This is a genomic window from Barnesiella intestinihominis YIT 11860 (assembly GCF_000296465.1).
Taxonomy (GTDB): Bacteria; Bacteroidota; Bacteroidia; order Bacteroidales; family Barnesiellaceae; genus Barnesiella; species Barnesiella intestinihominis.
Genome location: NZ_JH815206.1, coordinates 69,617 through 90,352 on the forward strand (window position 1 = coordinate 69,617; position 20,736 = coordinate 90,352).

At 43.6% G+C, this 20,736-nt stretch carries 16 protein-coding genes and 3 tRNA genes; 5 read left to right on the forward strand and 14 right to left on the reverse strand.

Features of this window, described 5'->3' with window-relative positions; translation table 11 throughout:
• Positions 1–194: 194 nt before the first annotated feature.
• The 3 genes from HMPREF9448_RS12300 to rnr form a co-directional block, all read right to left on the reverse strand.
• Positions 195–491 carry an STAS-like domain-containing protein gene (locus tag HMPREF9448_RS12300; RefSeq protein WP_008862900.1) on the reverse strand — a complete coding sequence of 99 codons (297 nt, stop codon included), beginning with the start codon at positions 489–491 and terminating at the stop codon, positions 195–197.
• Positions 492–504: 13 nt separating this feature from the next.
• Positions 505–1,398, reverse strand: coding sequence for a hypothetical protein (locus HMPREF9448_RS12305; RefSeq protein WP_008862901.1), 894 nt, complete (start codon positions 1,396–1,398; stop codon positions 505–507).
• A 98-nt stretch (positions 1,399–1,496) separates the two neighbouring features.
• Positions 1,497–3,638 carry a ribonuclease R gene (gene rnr, locus HMPREF9448_RS12310; RefSeq protein ID WP_394330246.1) on the reverse strand — a complete coding sequence of 714 codons (2,142 nt, stop codon included), beginning with the start codon at positions 3,636–3,638 and terminating at the stop codon, positions 1,497–1,499.
• Positions 3,639–3,963: 325 nt separating this feature from the next.
• On the opposite strand from rnr, the gene HMPREF9448_RS12315 reads away from it, so the two are divergent.
• Both HMPREF9448_RS12315 and HMPREF9448_RS12320 read left to right on the forward strand, forming a co-directional pair.
• Complete coding sequence (locus HMPREF9448_RS12315) at positions 3,964–5,010, forward strand: hypothetical protein (protein WP_008862903.1); 1,047 nt, start codon at positions 3,964–3,966, stop codon at positions 5,008–5,010.
• 271 nt (positions 5,011–5,281) lie between these two features.
• Entirely contained in the window at positions 5,282–7,420 is a 2,139-nt protein-coding gene (locus HMPREF9448_RS12320; protein ID WP_008862904.1) for a cation:proton antiporter, read from the forward strand.
• A 300-nt stretch (positions 7,421–7,720) separates the two neighbouring features.
• On the opposite strand, the gene HMPREF9448_RS12325 is transcribed toward HMPREF9448_RS12320, so the two are convergent.
• The 10 genes from HMPREF9448_RS12325 to HMPREF9448_RS12365 all read right to left on the reverse strand — a co-directional run bounded on the left by HMPREF9448_RS12325 (position 7,721) and on the right by HMPREF9448_RS12365 (position 15,109).
• Positions 7,721–7,990 carry a hypothetical protein gene (locus HMPREF9448_RS12325; protein ID WP_008862905.1) on the reverse strand — a complete coding sequence of 90 codons (270 nt, stop codon included), beginning with the start codon at positions 7,988–7,990 and terminating at the stop codon, positions 7,721–7,723.
• 126 nt (positions 7,991–8,116) lie between these two features.
• Positions 8,117–10,072 (reverse strand): DNA topoisomerase (ATP-hydrolyzing) subunit B, encoded by a 1,956-nt coding sequence (gene gyrB, locus HMPREF9448_RS12330; RefSeq protein ID WP_008862906.1) that lies wholly within the window; start codon positions 10,070–10,072, stop codon positions 8,117–8,119.
• A 966-nt stretch (positions 10,073–11,038) separates the two neighbouring features.
• Positions 11,039–11,110 (reverse strand) — tRNA-Glu (locus HMPREF9448_RS12335).
• A gap of 48 nt (positions 11,111–11,158) precedes the next feature.
• On the reverse strand, positions 11,159–11,410 hold the full coding sequence (rpsT, locus tag HMPREF9448_RS12340) for a 30S ribosomal protein S20 (RefSeq protein ID WP_008862907.1): 252 nt from the start codon (positions 11,408–11,410) through the stop codon (positions 11,159–11,161).
• Positions 11,411–11,446: 36 nt separating this feature from the next.
• Positions 11,447–11,518: transfer RNA gene (locus HMPREF9448_RS12345), tRNA-Glu, on the reverse strand.
• A gap of 284 nt (positions 11,519–11,802) precedes the next feature.
• Entirely contained in the window at positions 11,803–11,913 is a 111-nt protein-coding gene (locus HMPREF9448_RS14490; RefSeq protein WP_008862908.1) for a twin-arginine translocation signal domain-containing protein, read from the reverse strand.
• A 5-nt stretch (positions 11,914–11,918) separates the two neighbouring features.
• Complete coding sequence (locus HMPREF9448_RS12350; protein ID WP_008862909.1) at positions 11,919–12,488, reverse strand: sugar O-acetyltransferase; 570 nt, start codon at positions 12,486–12,488, stop codon at positions 11,919–11,921.
• 110 nt (positions 12,489–12,598) lie between these two features.
• Positions 12,599–13,186 (reverse strand): flavodoxin, encoded by a 588-nt coding sequence (locus HMPREF9448_RS12355; protein WP_008862910.1) that lies wholly within the window; start codon positions 13,184–13,186, stop codon positions 12,599–12,601.
• Between the two features lie 73 nt (positions 13,187–13,259).
• The gene (locus HMPREF9448_RS12360) at positions 13,260–14,096 is read right to left on the reverse strand and encodes a carboxymuconolactone decarboxylase family protein (protein WP_083855876.1); all 837 of its coding nucleotides are present in this window, start codon (positions 14,094–14,096) and stop codon (positions 13,260–13,262) included.
• A gap of 179 nt (positions 14,097–14,275) precedes the next feature.
• On the reverse strand, positions 14,276–15,109 hold the full coding sequence (locus HMPREF9448_RS12365) for a helix-turn-helix transcriptional regulator (RefSeq protein WP_008862912.1): 834 nt from the start codon (positions 15,107–15,109) through the stop codon (positions 14,276–14,278).
• Positions 15,110–15,125: 16 nt separating this feature from the next.
• Here HMPREF9448_RS12365 and recO point away from each other — a divergent pair, with 16 nt between their 5' ends.
• Both recO and HMPREF9448_RS12375 read left to right on the forward strand, forming a co-directional pair.
• A complete protein-coding gene (gene recO, locus HMPREF9448_RS12370; protein ID WP_232297250.1) occupies positions 15,126–16,013 on the forward strand; it encodes a DNA repair protein RecO in 888 nt (295 codons plus the stop codon).
• A gap of 55 nt (positions 16,014–16,068) precedes the next feature.
• A tRNA-Arg gene (locus HMPREF9448_RS12375) sits at positions 16,069–16,140 on the forward strand.
• A 53-nt stretch (positions 16,141–16,193) separates the two neighbouring features.
• Here the strand turns inward: HMPREF9448_RS12375 and secDF are convergent.
• On the reverse strand, positions 16,194–19,166 hold the full coding sequence (gene secDF, locus HMPREF9448_RS12380; protein WP_008862914.1) for a protein translocase subunit SecDF: 2,973 nt from the start codon (positions 19,164–19,166) through the stop codon (positions 16,194–16,196).
• 292 nt (positions 19,167–19,458) lie between these two features.
• Here secDF and HMPREF9448_RS12385 point away from each other — a divergent pair, with 292 nt between their 5' ends.
• Positions 19,459–20,487: an acyltransferase gene (locus HMPREF9448_RS12385; protein WP_008862915.1), complete on the forward strand. Its 1,029-nt coding sequence runs from the start codon at positions 19,459–19,461 to the stop codon at positions 20,485–20,487.
• Positions 20,488–20,736: the final 249 nt, after the last annotated feature.

Sequence of the window (20,736 nt, forward strand, 5' to 3'; positions counted from 1 at the left end):
GAATAACTCCCTTTTTAAGAAACAAACAAAAACTATACAAAGTCTATTTTACATAAAACGCAAATATATTACAAGAAACAATCAACCTTGAAAAAGAGACCTTTATCTGGTTTTATTATATCAGATAACAATATTTAACAATAAAAGCGGTAACTTATTGAAAGTATACCGCTTAGATATCCATAAAATTTAGATTATTTTATATTATAAACCTCCGCATAATCATTTATATATTTACCTATTCTTTCTATCTGAACTTTAGTTATATTTTTGAAGATCATCGTTTTTTTTAAGCTATCCACACCATATTTACTCATAATATACCCCAAGGATGTTGTCATAAACATGGTAGGTATGGCTTCAACTCCTAACATATCTATTTGTACTGTATCTTTATCCTCAATAGCATTTTGAAGGATCATGCCAAATTCCGTACCTGCCTCAGGATAAGATTTTGCCGTTAAAATATTATTTAAAACTACCTGTTTCATATATTACCTCCTCTCAAAATGTAAACTCTTCATTTATCTCCAATTGTTCAAAACCTGCTATGGGAAGATCAAAATAAATTAACGAACCTTGTAAATAAAACGGTAAATCATACATTCTTGTTTCAAGGGAAGGTCCTTTTTTAGTACAAATTAACAAAGCTTTATTACTTACAATTCGCAATATCGATTTTTCAGAAAGTGCAGAAACTACTGTATCCAATCCAAATCCAGCATTGTGTGTATTACTCCTAGCACTTATTCCCTTCTTTAATGACCACAACAAAGCATCTTTATCATTATCTATATCTTTATATACATCTCTTATTGTTTTTGCAATGCCTCTTCCAAAATCACATATAGCTATATGTATTATCTTTTTAACCTCTTCATAATAGATATACGAAAATGCATTCCCCCCAGCTTTTGCATGATCAAAAACATTATAATATAGCTCTGCTAAACAAGTTTTCAACATATAGAAATCAACCTCAGGAAATTTATTGGAAAAAAAACGATGAATACTAAGCTCATACTCTTCGGCTTTCCCTTCGACAATTCTCCATAAATTCAATCGTGAAGAATTAGGAGAATCAATATGATCTAATTTTTCTCCATTCCAATAATTCTTAATACTTATATCATTTAAAATAAATTCTTTTAACTCTAAATTTTCTATAATAAGAAAAACAATATATCGCTTACTTCGAAGCAATTCAATAAAACACGAAAGTGTTACAATATGATATGGAAGGAACTTATGTATTACCACGTTTTTCCCTAACCTTATTTCAACATAACCATAACAACTTGAAGAATTCCTAAAACTACTGTTCCAAGAACAAATTTTTTCTATCCATTCTGTTTTATCGCAACTGGATAATACGCAACTATATTTAGCTATACTCATGTTACGCTTTCATTACAAATATTATATTCCACGTTGCCAAAGACAACAACTAAACAAATTCTTAAATATACTTTTATATCCTTCGTATCAAGTTGATACTACTCTACCAAAGCGAAATCGAGCTGTTTCCGCTCCAAGTTCGCCCGAGCTACCTTGATACGGATAGGATCGCCCAAGCGGTATATCCGGTGCTTGCGACGCCCCATCAGACAATAATTCTTCTCGTCGAACTCGTAATAGTCGTCTTCGAGGTCACGTATCGGCACAAGTCCCTCGCATTTATTCTCGTTGATTTCTACATACAAACCCCATTCGGTAATACCCGAAATAACGCCGTCGTACTCCTCGCCCAAACGTTCGCCCATAAACTCTACCTGTTTATACTTGATAGAAGCCCGCTCTGCATTGGCAGCAAGCTGCTCCATATCCGAAGCATGTTTACATTCGTCTTCGAGCGACTGAACATTCACGCTACGTCCACCCGCCATATAACGCTCCAATAATCGATGCACCATCAAGTCGGGATAACGACGTATGGGAGAAGTAAAGTGGGTATAATAGTCGAAAGACAACCCGTAGTGACCGATATTTACAGTCGTATAGACCGCCTTCGCCATGGCTCGTATAGCTATCGTCTCCACCAAATTTTCTTCCGGCTTTCCTTGTACGTTGGCCAACAAACTATTAATACCCTTCGAAAGGTCTGCTTTGCTACCCTCGGTCTTGATTTTATAACCGAATCGGGTGATAAAAGCGGCGAACGAAGCCATCTTGTCGGGATCGGGCAAGTCGTGTACCCGATAGACAAACGCTTTGGGCTTTTTCCCGTCTTTGGGTTTACCTATAAATTCTGCTACCGTGCGATTCGCCAGAAGCATAAACTCTTCGATCAGCTTGTTCGCCTCCTTAGATACCTTGAAATAAACCCCTATCGGCTTGCCACTTTCATCTATGTCGAACTTAACCTCATGACGGTCGAAATTGATAGAACCATTGTCAAAACGACGCTTCCGCAGCTTCTGCGCCAAATCGTTCAAAGCCAATATTTCCTCTTTATAATCCCCTTCTCCGGTCTCTATCACCTCTTGCGCCTCCTCATAAGCAAACCGGCGATTAGACCGAATCACCGTACGAGCGATATGCGACTTCTGGACCTCGGCATTACCGTTCAGCTCGAAAATACAAGAGAACGTAAGTTTATCCTCGTCGGGACGTAACGAACAGATTTCGTTGCACAATCGTTCGGGCAACATCGGCACGACACGATCCACCAGATAGACCGAGGTTCCCCGGCTTTCGGCCTCCTTGTCGATGATACTGCCGGGTTTTACATAATAACTCACATCGGCTATATGCACGCCAACCTCCCAATTTCCGTTCGATAATCGGCGGATAGAAAGGGCATCGTCGAAATCTTTGGCATCCTTCGGGTCTATGGTAAATGTCGTTACCTGTCTGAAATCTTCCCGTGCTGCAATCTCTTCGTCGGTTATCGCGTCAGGAATCTTATTAGCCGCTTTTTCCACTGCTTCGGGGTAACGATACGGCAATCCGAATTCCGCCAATATGGCATGTATTTCGGTATTGTTTTCTCCGGCAGGTCCCAATATATCCACGACCTCCCCATACGGATTGCGGGCCCGATCGGGCCATTCGGTGATACGCACGACGGCTTTATCTCCGGTTTTTCCGCCTTTAAGTGCCGTTTTCGGAATAAATATATCATTTGCCAACACCTTATTATCGGTCAGCAGGAATGCAAAATGTTTCTGTACCTCCAACGTTCCGACAAATATCTGGGGAGTCTTTTCGACAATCTCGACCACCTCGCCTTCGGCATCGTGCCCTCTGCGCTTGGCATAGACCAATACCCTCACCCGGTCACCGTCCATCGCATGCATGGCATTACGCTCGGCGATGAATATCGACTCATCGTCATCGGTAATCACATGATTTTTCCCATTGACACGCCGTTCGAACCGACCTATAACCTCCGTTCCCCGACTATTCGCCTTATATTTGCCCGGAGAAACTTCTATCAGAAAATTCTGCTCCGCCATGCCTTCGAGCAACTGGAATACCATCTGTTTTTGAGGTGTAGTAGTAGCTCCAACCCCATGTGCGACCTGTTTGTAATTAAACGCCCGCTTCCTGTCTTGGTTGAAGAATTCGACCACCGAGGCCAACATATCTTCTTTCTTGATTCTCTTTGAACCTTTCCTTTTTCCTTGTTTCATGATATAGGGGTTTTAACATTGTTCTTAATGATACGGAAAACGGAGTAAACGGTAAAAACATCGAACTTCTCCCGACGAATACCAAGCGTACCCTGCCCGCATTTTAGTATAACAAAGATAACGGAAATAAAGACAGAAACAAATTTTATTCATAAAGCTGTTTCAAATTTTTTCAACGATGTATTTGAAGCGGTTTATAAAAATTTTAATAATATAACAGATTAAAACGAACCCGTGACGACTCGTTTACACCATTAAAATTTTTTATAACTTTGTGCCCGTTTCGGGAATTACCGTTACACAAGTCGATACAAAAATTCCAAAGATTATGAAAATGAAAAAAATCCAATCTGTTTTTATCATTCTCTTAACCGTTTTCCACTTATCCGCCCAAATGAATCAAGGGAAATACGTCCCTTTCCATTTCAGTTTCATGCCTCCGCTGAGTTCCAATGGAATAAATGCATCGCAATACACCAACGGAGCCTCTTTCAGTATATTGGCAGGTATGTCTGCTAACGAAAGGAATTTTACATTTGCCTCGATCAGTAATGTCATAGCCAACGAAGCCCGGGGATTACAATTTGCCGGCATATCCAATTATATAGGCAAACAGGGACAAGGTGTCGCCTTCGCCGGAATCACCAATATTACCAAAGGAACTTACAAAGGTGTACAACTCGCCGGAATCACCAATTACTCGGCGGGAGAATCGAGAGGCATCGCTTTTGCCGGATTGAACAACGCCATAAATGGAAATTTCAAAGGTGTACAATTTGCCGGATTACTCAATACCTCGAAAGATATAACCGGCCTGCAATTCGCAGGGCTCCTTAATATCGCCGGGAAAGTCCGAGGAGTACAATTCGCCGGACTTCTTAATATCGCCGAAGAAAGCGATTGCCCCATTGGGCTCGTCAATATAGTCAAGCGCGGAGAGATGGGCATAGCCCTCACTTATGACATATTGGGTAACGGTATCGTCTCGTTCCGCTCAGGAGGGAAATACACATACGGTATTATCGGTTTCGGATATAACCACAAATTATCCGGCAACAACAAGACCGTTGCGGAAACTGGATACGGTGTATACATACCTTGTTACTCTTGGTTTCAGATAAACAATGAATTTAAAGTAACTTCCACGGCAACCTCCGATAAACCCTTTTTAAACGCAAGTTATTCCTTACTACCTTCGTTCAAAATAAAAAAGCACTATAACATATTCGGCGGAGCGAGTCTCAATTATTCGACAACCACCGAGATGGACAACCAAACGCTATTTCCGCAGAACAACTTGTGGAAAAAGCAAACCGACAATCGGCTGCGACAACTGTTCATCGGCTATCTGGTAGGCATTCAATACATCTTTTAGCAACCGGTCGCTACTCTTTCATCGATTAAATTAGCTCTAAACATCGATTTACCATACACGATGGTGTATGGTAAATCGATGTTCTCATGGAACGGAGACGGATTATCTCCTGAAAAAAATTTTTATCGTTACTTCGGTAAATTTAAATTCTGAAAACAATAAATTCGCTATTTTTGTATAAAACGAAAATAGATACGCCTCGGTACAATCAAACGGATTTGCTTCTACTTTCGGCTTGTACTATCTTTGCAAAACAAATAAAGTGAAATCCATGACTGCCCTACTCGACCTCAGGGAACATCTACCGATAACCAATCCCACGTGGATATTCTTTCTCGTGCTCTGCATCATTTTATTTGCCCCCGTATTGTTGAATAAACTGAAAATACCTCATCTCATCGGTATGATTCTGGCCGGTATTCTCATCGGTGAGCATGGATTCGATATCTTGGCCCGCGACAGCAGTTTCGAATTGTTCGGACAGGTGGGACTCTACTACATCATGTTCTTAGCCGGCTTGGAAATGAATATGGAAGACTTTCCGGCTATCCGGGGCAAAGCCATCGTATTTGGGATACTCGCCTTTATCATTCCTATCGTCTTGGGCTTTTTCAGCAACATACTCATCTTGAAATATGGTATTGTCTCTTCCATCTTGCTGGCGAGTATGTACGCCTCGCACACCCTCATTTCCTATCCCATCGTTACCCGATACGGAGTCTCCCGGCACAGATGCGTCAGTATAGCCGTAGGGGCCACTGCCATTACCGACAGTCTCACCCTACTGGTTCTCGCCATCGTCGGAAGCATGTACAGAACCGACAGTGTAGACAGTTGGTCTCGGTTGGAATTAATTCTTAAAGTCTCTCTGATGGGACTTTTCATCATCTACTCCTTCCCTCGCATCGGACGTTGGTTTTTACGGAAATACGAAGACGGTATCGTGCAATTCATCTTCATTCTGGCAATGGTTTTCCTCGCTGCCGGTTTAATGGAACTGGTCGGAATGGAAGGCATACTTGGAGCGTTCTTTGCGGGACTGGTACTGAACCGCCTCATTCCCCCGGTCTCTCCTTTAAGAAATTACCTCGAATTTGTCGGTAACGCCCTATTCATTCCCTATTTCCTCATCGGCGTAGGTATGCTAATCGATGTACGAGTATTTTTCGGCCATATAGAATCTATGAAAGTAGCCGCCGTAATGACCCTCATGGCCCTTAGTACCAAATGGATTGCAGCATGGACCACCCAGAAAATCTACGGCATGAAGAGAATCGAACGGCAACTGATGTTCGGACTAAGCAATGCTCAGGCAGCGGCAACTCTCGCTGCCGTTCTTGTAGGATACAACATCGTTTTACCGGACGGTAGCCGTCTGCTCAACGACGATGTCCTCAACGGTACGATCGTGCTTATTCTCATTACATGCATCATCAGTTCGATAACGACCGACATTGCTGCCCGAAAAATGGCTCTGAGCGAATTGCCGCCCGATGATACGCAATCGGGTACGGACAACGAAAAAATACTCATTTCATTCAGTAATCAGAAAAACGTTAAAAACCTTATCTATTTGGCCTTACTCGTCAGCAACCCTAAAAAGATACACGGGCTGGTCGGGTTACACGTAATGTATGATAATTGCAGTGAAACAGACCGCGAACAAGGGAAAAAACTTTTACTGCAAGCACAAGAAGTCGCGGCGAAAGCAGACGTAACGCTACAAACTCAAAACCGGTTAGCGACTAACTTATCAAACGGAATACTTCATGCTTCGAAAGAAAACGATGCCTCCGAGATTATCGTCGGACTACACATACGAGCCACACAAGACGAATCGTTCTTCGGCCCCGTACTGCTCAATCTACTGAACAAAATGGATCGTCAAATCATGATTCTCCATGCCGTCACGCCGATAAACAGAGTACACAACATTCATGTCGCTATCCCGGAAAATGCAGAATATGAAGCTGGATTTTACCGGTGGACAGAACGCATCGCCCGAATGGGAGAGAATACAGGCCGGCGAATTTTCTATCACGGTCACGCCAAAACCCTGTCTCTAATACAAGCCTATCTGCAACGCTATCATACCAGCGTATTATACGAAATGCAGGAAACCGACGGAGGCAACGAATTAAAGCGTCTATCAACAGAATTACAACCCGACGACCTCATGGTAATCATCATGGCCCGACACGGCTCTGTTTCTTTCCGGCCTTCGCTCGAACACGTCCCGCATCAAATCAATGCCTATTACACAGATAAAAATTTCATATTACTCTTCCCCGACAGCTATGCTCCTGCTTCTCCCGAACTTACGTTCGTAGAGCTACACGGCACACGAGGAACTTATGAAAAGAAAAAAGGCTGGCTCGATTTCCTGTGGAAAAAAGAAGAACAAAATTAAGAAGCTGTTTTAAATTTATTCCGAGACAGATTGAGACCTATGTTGAAGCAGATTAGAGTCCGAGATATGCAGTCAATAGCGGGCTATTGACAAAAATCAAGGGGTTCAAGATGCGAGACAGGAGCTCAATATGGCCGGAACATACCTGCTTGAAATGATAATATTATTTCTCAATAAATTTATAAAACAGCTTCTAAGATTCAAGAAAAAAATCGAATTTCCCATGCCGCAACAGAAAGCGGGTTCGAAAATATTCACGAGAACAAAAAAGATACAACCGACCAGAGCGCAATCACGAATTCAGAGAATCGTAAGCAATCCGAATCCCATACCCAAATAAAGAAACATAGTTATCAACGACCAAGCGAAACGAGCTTTGACAAATGGCTCCTGCCTCTCTTTACAACGGGAAGGATAGCGCAATACTCCCGCCATAGGCAAAATAAACAAAATAGCTGTAACCCATTGCAACCACACAATGTCGTAATACAGTCCCAACAAAAATGTGCCGAAGACAAAAAATGCCGCCAGCTCCATATACCCTAAGCTATTCAACGCTTTCCGTTCCATAACGAATCCCTATCCATCGATAAACCGACAGGGAAAAACATTCCCCTATCGATACCATTTTCAAATCCTTCTATTTAAAACAGAGTCAGCCCGATTTCGTATCGGGCTGACCTATATCGCATCGAATTAAGCGTCGATATTGGCATAAGTCGCATTAGATTCTATAAACTCGCGACGCGGACCCACGTCCTCGCCCATCAACATCGAGAATACGCGATCGGCCTCGGCTGCATTGTCGATGGTCACCTGTTTGAGAATCCGGTTCTCGGGATCCATCGTCGTCTCCCACAACTGGTGCGGGTTCATCTCACCCAAACCTTTGTATCGTTGAGTCTCCATCAACTGTTCGTTTCCCTCGCAATATTTCAAACAGAACTGATCCTTTTGTTGATCGGTCCAGCAATATTCCTCGGTTTTACCCCGCTTACTCTTACATTTGTACAAAGGGGGCGTCGCCAAATAAACATACCCCTGTTCCAACAACGGACGCATACGACGGAAAAAGAATGTCAACAATAATGTGGCAATGTGCGCCCCGTCCACATCGGCATCGGTCATAATAATGATTTTATGATAGCGCAATTTCTCGATATTCGCCTCTTTCGAATCTTCTTCCGTCCCGATAGTCACACCCAAAGCCTTGAACATATTACTGATTTCCTGACTTTCGAAGACCTTGTGATCCATCGCTTTTTCCACATTCAATATCTTACCGCGCAACGGTAGAATAGCTTGGAACATACGGTCACGACCTTGTTTGGCAGAACCTCCTGCCGAATCCCCTTCGACAAGGAATATCTCGCAATCCTCAGGGTTACGCGAAGAACAATCCGCCAATTTACCGGGCAATCCGCCACCCGAAAGAGGAGACTTGCGTTGAACCATCTCACGTGCCTTGCGAGCTGCATGACGCGCTGTGGCGGCGATAATCACCTTCTCGACAATTGTTTTCGCCTGAGCCGGATGTTCTTCCAAATAATTTGCCAAAGCCTCGCTCACAGCCGTGTCCACAGCCCCGATAACCTCGCTGTTGCCCAATTTGGTTTTGGTCTGTCCCTCGAATTGTGGCTCCATCACTTTCACCGAAATAACGGCTGTAAGCCCCTCTCGGAAGTCATCGCTGCTGATTTCCACTTTCACTTTTTCAAGCATCTTGGAATCCTCGGCATACTTCTTCAAAGTACGGGTCAATCCCCGACGGAAACCCGTCAAGTGAGTTCCCCCCTCGATGGTATTGATATTGTTCACATACGAATAGACATTCTCGTTATACGTCGTGTTGTACGTCATAGCGACCTCCACAGGCACTCCCTGACGCTCGGTAGCGATATGAATCACATCATCGATAAGATGCTCCTTATTCGAGTCGATATAACGAACGAACTCCTTTAATCCCTCCTTTGAATAGAACACCTCTTTACGATACTCGCCGGCATCGTTAGTCGTCCGTTTATCCGTCAGCGAAAGGGTAATCCCCGCATTCAGATAAGCCAAATCGCGCAAACGATTCGCCAAAATATTATAGTCGTAAACCGTAACAGAAAAAATCGAATCGTCTGGACGGAAGATAATCGTCGTACCCGTCTCTTCGGTCTCTCCTATAATTTCCACATCGTGCAAAGGTTTCCCACAAGAATACTCTTGCATATAAATCTTTCCGTTCCTGCGAATCTCGGCACGTAAATAAGTCGAGAGAGCATTTACGCACGATACACCCACACCGTGCAAACCACCGGAAACTTTATAAGACCCCTTATCGAATTTACCACCGGCATGCAATACCGTCAAAACCACTTCAAGAGCCGATTTATGCTCTTTCTCGTGCATATCGACAGGAATACCGCGACCGTTATCGACAACCCTGATAGAATTATCTTCGTTGATATATACCTCGATATGAGTGGCATATCCGGCAAGAGCCTCGTCGATAGAGTTATCGACAACCTCATATACCAAATGATGCAACCCTTTTACACCGATATCGCCGATATACATGGCAGGGCGTTTACGAACGGCCTCTAAACCTTCGAGCACCTGAATACTATCGGCTGAATAACTTTTGTTTTCTGTTTCTTCTGACATATTATCCGAATCTTTTTTGTTTTTATGAGCTATCCCTGCGCTATTCTTATTAACAGAAAATCAACAGGAAACACTTAAAATCCGGCTCAAACGGCCGGCTTCCCACCAACAAACAAAAATACACAAAAAAGTTGGAATAGCGAAATAATCCGGGTGGAAATAATCACACCGACGTTTCTCTCAAATCATAGCCCCGACCAGACATTGTGAATCCAAACAGCAAATTCAAACATAAGGATAAAAACAAAAACCCATCTGACAGAAAGCACCTTATTCACAAAAAGATATAAATCATATACACTATGAACCTGAAAAATGACATCAATCAATAACAGGAAAGGAAATGAAAACAATAAATCCACTGGGGTGATTTTAAAAATTAACCCTCTCGCCCATCGCCCCCCCCCTATACCGTTATGCGACACAACAGGAGAATTAATATAAACAGACTGATGAGATGTCGTTTTCGCCCCCTCCTTCTCTACGTGCCACCTCCCCTATTGTATATTCCCATTAATCATTATAAATTTGAAAAAGAAAGACATCAGAGTATGACATAAGTCCGACTCCCATTTGGTCCACGAGACCGAGCCATATGTTCCGTCCCCATACTCTTTACATATGGCTGCGCCGTGCCCCGTAGCTTTACGGGGTGTTTTGCTATGCAAAATATAGGGGAGGTGTCACGTAGTGACGGAGGGATTGGAAAATACCGGCAGTAAAGGTGGCAGAAGTCAGGACTCCTCTCTCCCTCTGCTCATCACAGATGAGATAGGGGGAGTGTCCATAGGGCGAGGGGGTTGAAAAAATTATATAATCTTTGATTGGAAGGTTAGAAGTATAAAAGGACAATTCTCACTGATTTTTACTGTACCGAGGTAATTCCCATCAAAAAAAAAGACACCCCATGACAAAGATACCACATATCTAAACAAAAAAATGCGACAGATTTTTCTGTCGCATTCGTAGCCCATAGGAGAATCGAACTCCTCTTTCAAGAATGAAAATCTTGCGTCCTAGCCGATAGACGAATGGGCCATACCTATCCCCGACAAGGAAAACCTTGCCGATTTTAATTTCAAGGAATTACAACTTATTAACGTGTAAAGCCAATTTCGATTTCAAGTTAGCAGCTTTGTTCTTATGAATCACATTCTTTTTAGCCAACTTATCCAACATCGAACTAACTTTTACATACAAAGCGGCAGCTTCTTCCTTCACAGTAGTAGCACGCAATTTACGAACGGCATTACGAGCAGTCTTTGCATAGTAACGGTTACGCAAATTTCTCACTTGTGTTTGTCTGATTCTTTTTTCCGACGATTTATGATTTGCCATCTCAATAGTCTCCTAATAATTATATTTTTATATTCGTAGCCCATAGGAGAATCGAACTCCTCTTTCAAGAATGAAAATCTTGCGTCCTAGCCGATAGACGAATGGGCCCTTGATAAAAATGCGCCTTAGATATATAAAGTAAGGCGCCCTTTCCAAATGCGAGTGCAAATATAGAGCTGTTTTTTGAATTGACAAAATTTTTACCTAAAAATCTTTCATTTACCTTTCTATCGCATACAATCTGCACGGACTTTCCCGCTCGAACAGGAACTACTGCCCCTAAAAACTACTACGATCTACATTAGTAATTTTTATTATAGGCTCTACCCTATATTAAAAAACTACTTGTCGCTGTTACCCTGCATTATAATAGCCTCCGACCTCCCTTTTCGTTAGCAGCCAGCCCTATTCAATCCTGCGGGCATAGTCAATGCTGCCCCCGCTAATGTCGTTGTTTTAAGAAATCCACGACGACCGATTTCCGTTTTATTGACCTCTTTCATATCGATTATTTTTTCAACTCTTTTATAATCCGAGCAGGATTACCTGCGACAACTGTCATAGGCGGCACATCTTTGGTCACCACACTATTCGCCCCCACGATAGCCCCGTATCCTATTCTCACTCCGGGGAGAATCGTAGCATTGATTCCGACCCAAACTCTATCTTCAAGAACAACAGGGCGACCATAAGTCGCATCCCGATTTTCCGGGTCGGGATCATGGTTAATGGTAATAATATTCACTTTCGGCCCCAAAAAGACATTTTCACCGAGAGTAATACCCCCTCGCCCGAAAAACGTACAACACTGTTGAATAAAGCAACCCTTCCCTATTTTTATGTGTTTCCCATAATCCACATAAAACGGTGGCAACAAAGTAATAGATTCGTCCACTTCACACCCGAGAATTACACTCAATATCCGACGCACCTCATCGGGCGTATGATAACCGGTATTCAATTCGGTCGCCATTTTCATAGTATCCCAAATGGCATTTATCAATTCATCGTATCCCGGATCCGACGGGGAAACCATCTCTCCGTTCAGATCTCTTTCAAAAATAGTATGAGCATTCATAATAATCTGTTTTATATCCGTTACAAAGTTAAAAAGAAAGCCCCGTGGCAACTTTGCCACAGGGCTCAAAACTCTTTGTCATAAAGCTCGATTCTTCGAGATAACGGCTTTCACCGACTTCCCTTTTTAGTATTTTCAACGACCTGCTTAGCCCATTCGGTAGCCACCGCAACGCCTCCGTTGAGTAACTTGCCGTCGTTCCAAGTCACGTTTGGATAAAGTTTCCTGAGCTGTCTTACACTATGGGCTATCGAACTTCCTCCGGAAGTAGCGAACGGGATAACGGTTTTACCGGAAAAATCGTATTTTTCAAGAAACGTATTGACCGGACGCGGACACAAGTCCCACCAAATAGGATAGCCGAGAAATACGATATCGTAATCTTTCATATCGAGAGGCTCCCCACCCAGTTCGGGGCGAGAATCCTCGTCGGCCATTTCGACCGAACTCCGGCTCGACTTGTCATTCCAATCGAGATCGGCCGAAGTATAGACCTCGGCAGGAGTAATCCGGTAAAGCCGGCCATCGACCGCACCGGCAATAGATTCTGCCACCCTCCCGGTAGTTCCGGTACAAGAAAAATAGACCACAAGAATTTTCTTACTCACCGGTTCGGTGGTATCTGTCGCCTGTCGTTGAGTTTGTGACGAACAACTAAAACTGAGAATACTCATAAGTATCAATACTATCTGTTTCATACTATATTCATTTTGAAATAAACTACAAGCCGAGAAAAAGACAAACTTGTTCGAGCTATTTCGAGGCTCAGCGTTAATGACGGACAACGCCCGAATATTCCTCTTCGCTCACAGGTTCGAGCCACTCATTGCTCTTGTTTTCGCCGGGAGCCTCTATGGCGAGATGCGAAAACCAACTGTCAGGCGCAGCTCCGTGCCAATGCTTCACACCGGCCGAGATATAAACCGCATCGCCGGGGAGAAGTTCCACCGGTTCTTTTCCCCATTCCTGATAATAACCTCTGCCACCCACGCACACAAGTATTTGACCGCCGCCTTTGGTAGCCTTGTGTATGTGCCAATTATTACGGCAACCGGGCTCGAAAGTAACGTTCGAAATGGGAATACCTTCTGTCACGACAGGTGCGAGATAGCTTTGACCGATGAAATATTTGGCGTACGTATCGTTAGGTTTGCCGACAGGAAAAATAATGGATTGAGCATACGCATCGAGCGAACAGGCAGCAGTACTATCCGCACAGTCTACCCACACCTCTTTGGCCATACGAAATGCCGCCCATGCTTTGGGCCAACCAGCATAGAACGCAGCATGAGTAAGAATTTCAGCGATTTCAGTTTTGGTCACCCCGTTCTTCTTGGCCGATTCAAGATGATACTTGAACGAAGAATCTGTCAACCCCTGTGACATGAGAGCAACGACAGTCACGATAGAGCGGTCACGAAGCGAAAGCAAATCGTTACGACTCCATACCTCCCCAAAAAGAATATCGTCATTCAAATGCGCAAACTCGGGAGCGAACTCACCAAGCGCATCATGTCCGGCTGTCTGTCGGACTTTCTCTTGTGATTTTGTCATAATCGGAAATATTAAAATTGACAATAAAACCCATAAAACTACTTTTGTTTTCATACCCTATGATTTTAATTGAACACCACAAAATACCAGTTTTCCAACTCATCATTTAGAAATCATGTAATTGGAAAATCGGAAACAGACAGACATCAGTCTCCATCGATCATCGTCTATTTCCGCACGATGTACAAAGGTACGAAACAGATCTCGCAACGATTTTGCTATAAAGCTCAAATCTATTTGCCATAAAGCTCACCCTGCCACGATGGTGCGACCCCATAGGTCTCTTTATACACTTTGGAAAAATGCGACAGATTCTTAAAGCCTACATCGAAGCAAGCCTCCGTAACTTTCTTTTTCCCCGACCGAATTAAATCATGCGCCGCTTCAAGACGTCGTCTGATAATCCATTTCTGAGGCGTCAAATCGCTCACTTTGGCAAAATCCCGTTTAAAAGTAGCCAAACTACGCCCTGTATAACTGGCGATTTCTTTCATCGAGAGATCGCACATATAATTCTCGTTCAAGTAATCGAGAATATCGATTTTCCACGGTTCCACGAAATCGAATAACGATGCATACAGATTACGGTCGGTATTGAGCAAGACATACACACCTTCGATCATCTTCAATTTCAAAATCTTTTCCGAGGGTTTCTCCCCAGCATCGAAATACGGAATAACCGACTCGAACAAAGAGCGGATATCCGGTCTATTTTTCGGCAAGAGGAGCAAGCTCGCTTTCTCTCGTTTGGAGTCGATTGGAATCTGCTGCCGATCGAGTGTTTGGTAAAACTCCCTCAAAAAAGCCTTCGAAAATTTCAACACAATGGAACGATAAGGCTCACCCTTCCCGACCCTCTTTTGCAACCACATTCGGTTATCACGCCGCATAAAGGCACAATCTCCCGGATACAAAACGGTTTTCTTTCCACGTTCCTCGATCTCCAATCTACCGGAACACTGATAAATGAGCGTATGTTCCCGATTTTCATGAGCACACTCCCGATCATCGGCAAAATAACTCGCTATAAGCACATTCGAGCAATCGAATACATCTAACTGTTCCATATCATCAGCCTTTTATATGGACAAATATAATGCATTGTATCTGTACAATATTTGCTGTGAAGCTCAATTTTCACACTCCCGATACAACCACTGCTCCCGAATAAATAAAATCAATGCGCCGAACCAGTACCGGCCTTTGGATAAAACAACTATTTTTGTAGAAAAATTTACCGGGAGAATGCTCGAAAAAACATTAGGAATAGTACTGCACATCATTCCCTATAACGACAAAATATCGGTAGCCCATTTGTACACCGAACAATATGGCCGATCTTCCTATCTTATTCCACAAGGGGGCGGAAAAAAAGCTCGCATGTTTCGGTCCCTCTTCATGCCGTTCTCTATTTTGGAACTCGATATAGACTACCGGAACAGCCGGGAATTGCAAAAAATCATCGAAGCGCGCACGGTTTTACCTCTTCAAAACATCTATTCCGATCCGGTAAAAAACGCAGAAGCACTCTTTTTATCCGAAGTCCTCTGTCAAACCATAAAAGAACCCGAACCCAATCTCCCGCTTTTCGCCTTCATCGCCCGTTCCATTCAAGTCCTCAATATAATGGAAGAAGGTAAAGCCAATTTTCATCTCTGTTTCCTGCTGCAATTATGCAGTTTTCTCGGGTTCAGCCCCAACATGGAGACCTACCGGACCGGATATTTTTTCGACATGTTGAACGGAATTTTCTCCCCCTCGCGCCCCATTCACACCTACACACTCGATGCCCGCGAAGCCGAAGTTTTCGCCCGTCTCACCCGTATGGATTTCAATAATCTTCGCCACTTCAAATTCAATCGGGGAGAGAGAAACGCCATACTCGACCGAATCTTAACATACTACCGGCTACACCAACCCGACATTTCGGAACTCCGGTCTCCCGAAATATTACGAGCCATATTCGACTAATATGCTGCAAAGGTTGACTATTACAAAATTTTATACTACTTTTGTCGACCGAAATGCCCTTGTAGTTCAATGGATAGAACGGAAGTTTCCTAAACTTTAAATCCGAGTTCGATTCTCGGCGAGGGTACAAAAAAAGGAATCCGGATTCGGATTCCTTTTTTTGTATTTATACGCTTACCTTTATTTTGCAGCGGCTTCTTTGGCAGCCTTTTTAGCGATACCACGCCGTTGAATTTCGTAAGCAATCGGGGTAGCCACGAACAAGGTCGAGAACGTACCGATAATTACACCAAACAACATGGCGAATGCGAAACTGCGAACCGATTCAGCTCCCAACAAGAGAATACACAACAACACGATAATAGTACTTTGCCCCGTGTTGATCGTACGAGGTAACGTACTGTTCAACGCACTGTTGATCGACGTTATCAAATCACGTTTGGGATAGAGCGTTTTCTCTTCGCGGATACGGTCGAAGATTACCACCGTATCGTTCACAGAGTAACCGATAACCGTCAATACCGCAGCTACGAAATTCTGGTCTATTTCCATCGAGAAAGGCAGAACGCCATAGAGCAACGAATACAAGCCTACTACCGAGAAGGTGGTAAAGGCTACCGAAGCCAGCGTACCCACACTGAACGCAATGTTACGGAAACGGAGCAAGATATACAAAGCCATCGCAATCAACGAGAAGAAGACAGCCCAATATGCACCCACTTTAATATCGTCTGCAATAGTAGGACCTACCTTCTGGCGACTTTGAATCATGTTGTCGCTGAATTCCTCCAACGAAACACCGCCCAACAGACTTTGCATACCGTCATAAAGTTTCTTCTCTATCTCTTTGTCAACACCTTCGCCCGTATCCTCAATACGGTAGTTAGTAGAAATACGCACTTGATTATCGGTCGTAATGGTGATTACCGACAACGAACTTCCTTCGAACGAAGGTTCAAGCATATTCTCGATTTCAAGCGGACTTACCGGTTGTTCGAAGCGAACCACAAAATTGCGACCTCCCGAAAAATCGACACCTTGATTCATTCCACGCGTGAGGAACGAGATGACAAATACAGCAACGATAGCTAATATGCATATATAACCCGTCTTGCGCAAGCCCACGAAATTAATGTGAGTATCCGTGAGAAAATTACGCGAAATAGACGTAGTGAAAGCCATGTTATTGAATCGTCCGTGATTCAAACCAGCCTCGAAAATGAGACGGGTAATAAAGATGGCCGTGAAGAACGAGGTAGCGATACCGATAATCAAAGTCGTGGCAAAACCTAAGATAGGACCGGTTCCATAGATCAACAGGATTACACCCGTAATCATAGAAGTCAAGTTCGAGTCGAAGATCGCCGAGAAAGCATTCTTGTAACCATCGGCAACCGCCGACTTCATGCTCTTACCGGCACGCAACTCTTCTTTGGTACGCTCGAAGATAAGCACGTTGGCATCGACCGCCATCGCCAAAGACAACACGATACCAGCAATACCCGAAAGCGTAAGCACCGCCTGTAACGATGCCAAAATACCCATCGTGAAAAACAAGTTACATATAACACCGAAACTGGCGACAAGACCCGGAGTCCACCCGTACATTATGATCAGATAGGCCATCAACAACACCAAAGCCACCAAGAACGAAATCAAACCGTTTTGGATAGCCTCTTGTCCCAGCGAAGGACCGATGACGTCCTCTTGTACAATTGTCACGGCCGCAGCCATCTTACCCGACTTCAACACGTTGGCCAAGTCCTTAGCCTCTTCGGGAGAGAACCCTCCGGTAATTTCAGAGCTGCCGCCAGAGATGGCGCCATTCACATTGGGGAAAGAATATACCTGATTATCCAACACGATAGCAATCGCATTGCCGATATTGTCACGAGTAAGTTTTTCCCAAACTTTGGCTCCTTCGGCATTCATGGTCATGTTCACCACAGAGCCCCGTATCTTATCGAAGTCGTCACGAGCATCGATTATTACATCGCCACCCAAAGGAGCCTTGCCGCCTTTACCGGCTTTCAACGCAATAAGTTGATACATGGTTTCCTTTTCATCGATAGCTTTTACCGTCCAGCGGAGAATGAGGTCGCTTGGAAGAATATCGCGGGCGATTTTGCTTGCCAACATAGCATTTACCGCTGCCGTATCGCTCTTATTGACAATACCGATAACCGGAGATCCCCCGTAGCTTTGGGTATAATTCATCAACGAAAGCAACGGATTCTGTTTACGGATACGCTCCATAGTTTCGGCTTCCGATGCCTCCTGCTGTAATTTTTTCTTCAACGACGAAGCCGTGCTGTCAGCTGCAACGGCTGCCGTATCGGGCGTAGCCTCGGCAACGACCGGAGCTTCTTCCTCTGCCGGCTCTTGCGCAGCATTGGCCGCAGCGATAGCGTTATTTACGGCATCGAGTTTCGGAGCAAGTTGTTCCAGTTTATACGTCTCCCAAAATTCGAGGTTAGCGCTACCCTGCAACAATTTCCTCACACGCTCGGGTTCTTTGATACCCGGCAGCTCGACAAGAATAAGACCGTCCTTTTCCAATTTTTGAATATTGGGAGCGACCACACCGAAACGGTCGATACGAGTACGCAATACGTTGTACGAGTTATCCACCGCACTATTCAACTCGTTGCGAAGAATAGAAATCACCTCGTCGTTAGTCGATCTGGGGGTTATTTTATCTTTTAACTGGAAAGTGCTGAAAATAGCCGAAAGTCTCACATTCGGATCTATCTTTTTGTATTCGTTGTAGAACGAAACGATAAAGTCGTTGTTCCCGGCCTGAGCAGCCTGAGCGGCAGCGATAGCTGCGTTGAAGTTAGGGTCCGGGTTATTATTCGACAAAGATTTGAGCACGTCTGCCACAGAAATTTGCAGCGTTACGTTCATACCTCCTTTCAGGTCAAGACCCAAACCTATTTCCATTTCACGGCATTGCTGATACGTGTAATACCACCAATACACTTTTTCCGTAGAGATAGAGTCGATATAATGTTTATACTTAGCCTCATCGCCCGCAGCATACTCTTTCGCCTTATTATTGTAAATAGCGGTTACAACCGAAAACGAAAGATAGAACAAACAGATAAGTGTAAGCAAAACCGCAACGACTCTAATAAATCCTTTGTTTTGCATGTGACTATTACTTTATTTTTTGTTTAATGAATTTCGTATTTTTATCAAGGTGCAAAGATATATTATTTTTTCACAGAAGCCCAAAATTATTCGATTTATTTATTATTAGCGTTTTTTACACCGATAAAGCACAATCCCCCAAAGAAACATGAAAAAGAAAACGGTTATATCTTTTTCAAGATTTAATATTATTTTTGTACTTCGGTTATAATCCGAGGTTCACACCCCGATCGAAGTGCCGCATTTCCTATATTTCGACGTGACGGCAAATCGATTATTAACCCTATAAGTTATGCTCAATTATACGAATAAAACAGAAAGAGAGCCACAAGAGCGTAGTTCAAATATCGAACTTCTGAGAATACTTTCGATGTTCTTGGTTCTGATGATTCATTATATTCCTTCCCGAACACTGCCGACACACGACACATTGGCCCACGACACGCTCGGCACACTGTTCGATCTCGAATTGCGTAGTATCAGCTTCGTCTGTGTCAATTGTTTTATTCTCATCTCCGGGTACTTCGGTATCCGTTGGAAATTAAAATCTTTCTCCAACCTCCTTTTTCAAATATTGTTCTGGGCGATCGTATGCCCTGTTATCGTATTCGCCGCGACCGATTCCCTCAACATGACCGACCTATTCAAGACATTATATCACAACACATTCTCCCGCTGGTTTATCGAAGCGTACATCGGACTGTACATACTGGCCCCGATGATAAACCGCTTCATCGAAAAATCGACACATCGGGAGTTGGGTATATTCATTCTTACTTTTTATCTGTTCAGCACCTTGTTCGGCTACTTGGGAAAAGCCTATGACTTCAACAAAGGCATGAGCATCATCAGCCTCGTGGGGCTATATTTGATAGGAGCCTATCTCCGCCGGAAACAAGACAGCATATTCGATCTCTCGAAATACGTCTATTTAGGTGTTTACCTCGTTACCGGATTCATTATGGTAGCCATCGCCGCCCTCATCTTGAAAGCAGGATTCACGATTACCCCTTATAGCTACCTCAACCCCCTTATCGTTCTCGAATCCATAGCCCTGTTCTTGTTCTTCAAAAAACTAAATATCGGTAGCATAAAATGGATCAACTATATCGCAGTTTCCTCGTTCGCCGTATATTTAATCCATAACGACCTCTCCATTAAACCCCTATACTGCGCAGCATGCGACTATATCGAAGCGCATTACACCCCATCATTCCCGTATGCCTTGCTGTTTATGGTGGGAGTATTCATCGTATCGGTAATGGCAGATAAAGTCCGGCTGTTCATATACAAACATACGCTATTGAGACTATTGAAATAAAAAGATTATACCCTCTCCTCGCCTGTCGCGGGGTGTAGGAGAGAGCAAGCAAAAAGGAAGAAGGTTAGATAACTCCTACTTGCTGCACAAAAATGCCAAACTATAAAATAAAAAGTACCACCCTCCTTCCTTGCCGTGTCCCGTAGCATTACGGGGTGTTTTGCAACGCAAAATATAGGGGAGGGGTCCGTAGGACGAAGGGGTTAGCTCTACAAAAAATCCTATATACTATCTTTTTTAGCCCCCCTT

What these genes read in the sequence shown, in the direction of transcription:
- secDF (WP_008862914.1), bottom strand. Translation starts at nt 19,166, where the DNA reads ATGCAAAACAAAGGATTTATTAGAGTCGTTGCGGTTTTGCTTACACTT.
- HMPREF9448_RS12300 (WP_008862900.1), bottom strand. Translation starts at nt 491, where the DNA reads ATGAAACAGGTAGTTTTAAATAATATTTTAACGGCAAAATCTTATCCT.
- HMPREF9448_RS12365 (WP_008862912.1), bottom strand. Translation starts at nt 15,109, where the DNA reads ATGGAACAGTTAGATGTATTCGATTGCTCGAATGTGCTTATAGCGAGT.
- HMPREF9448_RS14490 (WP_008862908.1), bottom strand. Translation starts at nt 11,913, where the DNA reads ATGAAAGAGGTCAATAAAACGGAAATCGGTCGTCGTGGATTTCTTAAA.
- HMPREF9448_RS12360 (WP_083855876.1), bottom strand. Translation starts at nt 14,096, where the DNA reads ATGAAAACAAAAGTAGTTTTATGGGTTTTATTGTCAATTTTAATATTT.
- HMPREF9448_RS12320 (WP_008862904.1), top strand. Translation starts at nt 5,282, where the DNA reads ATGACTGCCCTACTCGACCTCAGGGAACATCTACCGATAACCAATCCC.
- recO (WP_232297250.1), top strand. Translation starts at nt 15,126, where the DNA reads ATGGACAAATATAATGCATTGTATCTGTACAATATTTGCTGTGAAGCT.
- rpsT (WP_008862907.1), bottom strand. Translation starts at nt 11,410, where the DNA reads ATGGCAAATCATAAATCGTCGGAAAAAAGAATCAGACAAACACAAGTG.
- HMPREF9448_RS12385 (WP_008862915.1), top strand. Translation starts at nt 19,459, where the DNA reads ATGCTCAATTATACGAATAAAACAGAAAGAGAGCCACAAGAGCGTAGT.
- HMPREF9448_RS12305 (WP_008862901.1), bottom strand. Translation starts at nt 1,398, where the DNA reads ATGAGTATAGCTAAATATAGTTGCGTATTATCCAGTTGCGATAAAACA.
- HMPREF9448_RS12350 (WP_008862909.1), bottom strand. Translation starts at nt 12,488, where the DNA reads ATGAATGCTCATACTATTTTTGAAAGAGATCTGAACGGAGAGATGGTT.
- HMPREF9448_RS12355 (WP_008862910.1), bottom strand. Translation starts at nt 13,186, where the DNA reads ATGAAACAGATAGTATTGATACTTATGAGTATTCTCAGTTTTAGTTGT.
- gyrB (WP_008862906.1), bottom strand. Translation starts at nt 10,072, where the DNA reads ATGTCAGAAGAAACAGAAAACAAAAGTTATTCAGCCGATAGTATTCAG.
- HMPREF9448_RS12315 (WP_008862903.1), top strand. Translation starts at nt 3,964, where the DNA reads ATGAAAATGAAAAAAATCCAATCTGTTTTTATCATTCTCTTAACCGTT.
- HMPREF9448_RS12325 (WP_008862905.1), bottom strand. Translation starts at nt 7,990, where the DNA reads ATGGAACGGAAAGCGTTGAATAGCTTAGGGTATATGGAGCTGGCGGCA.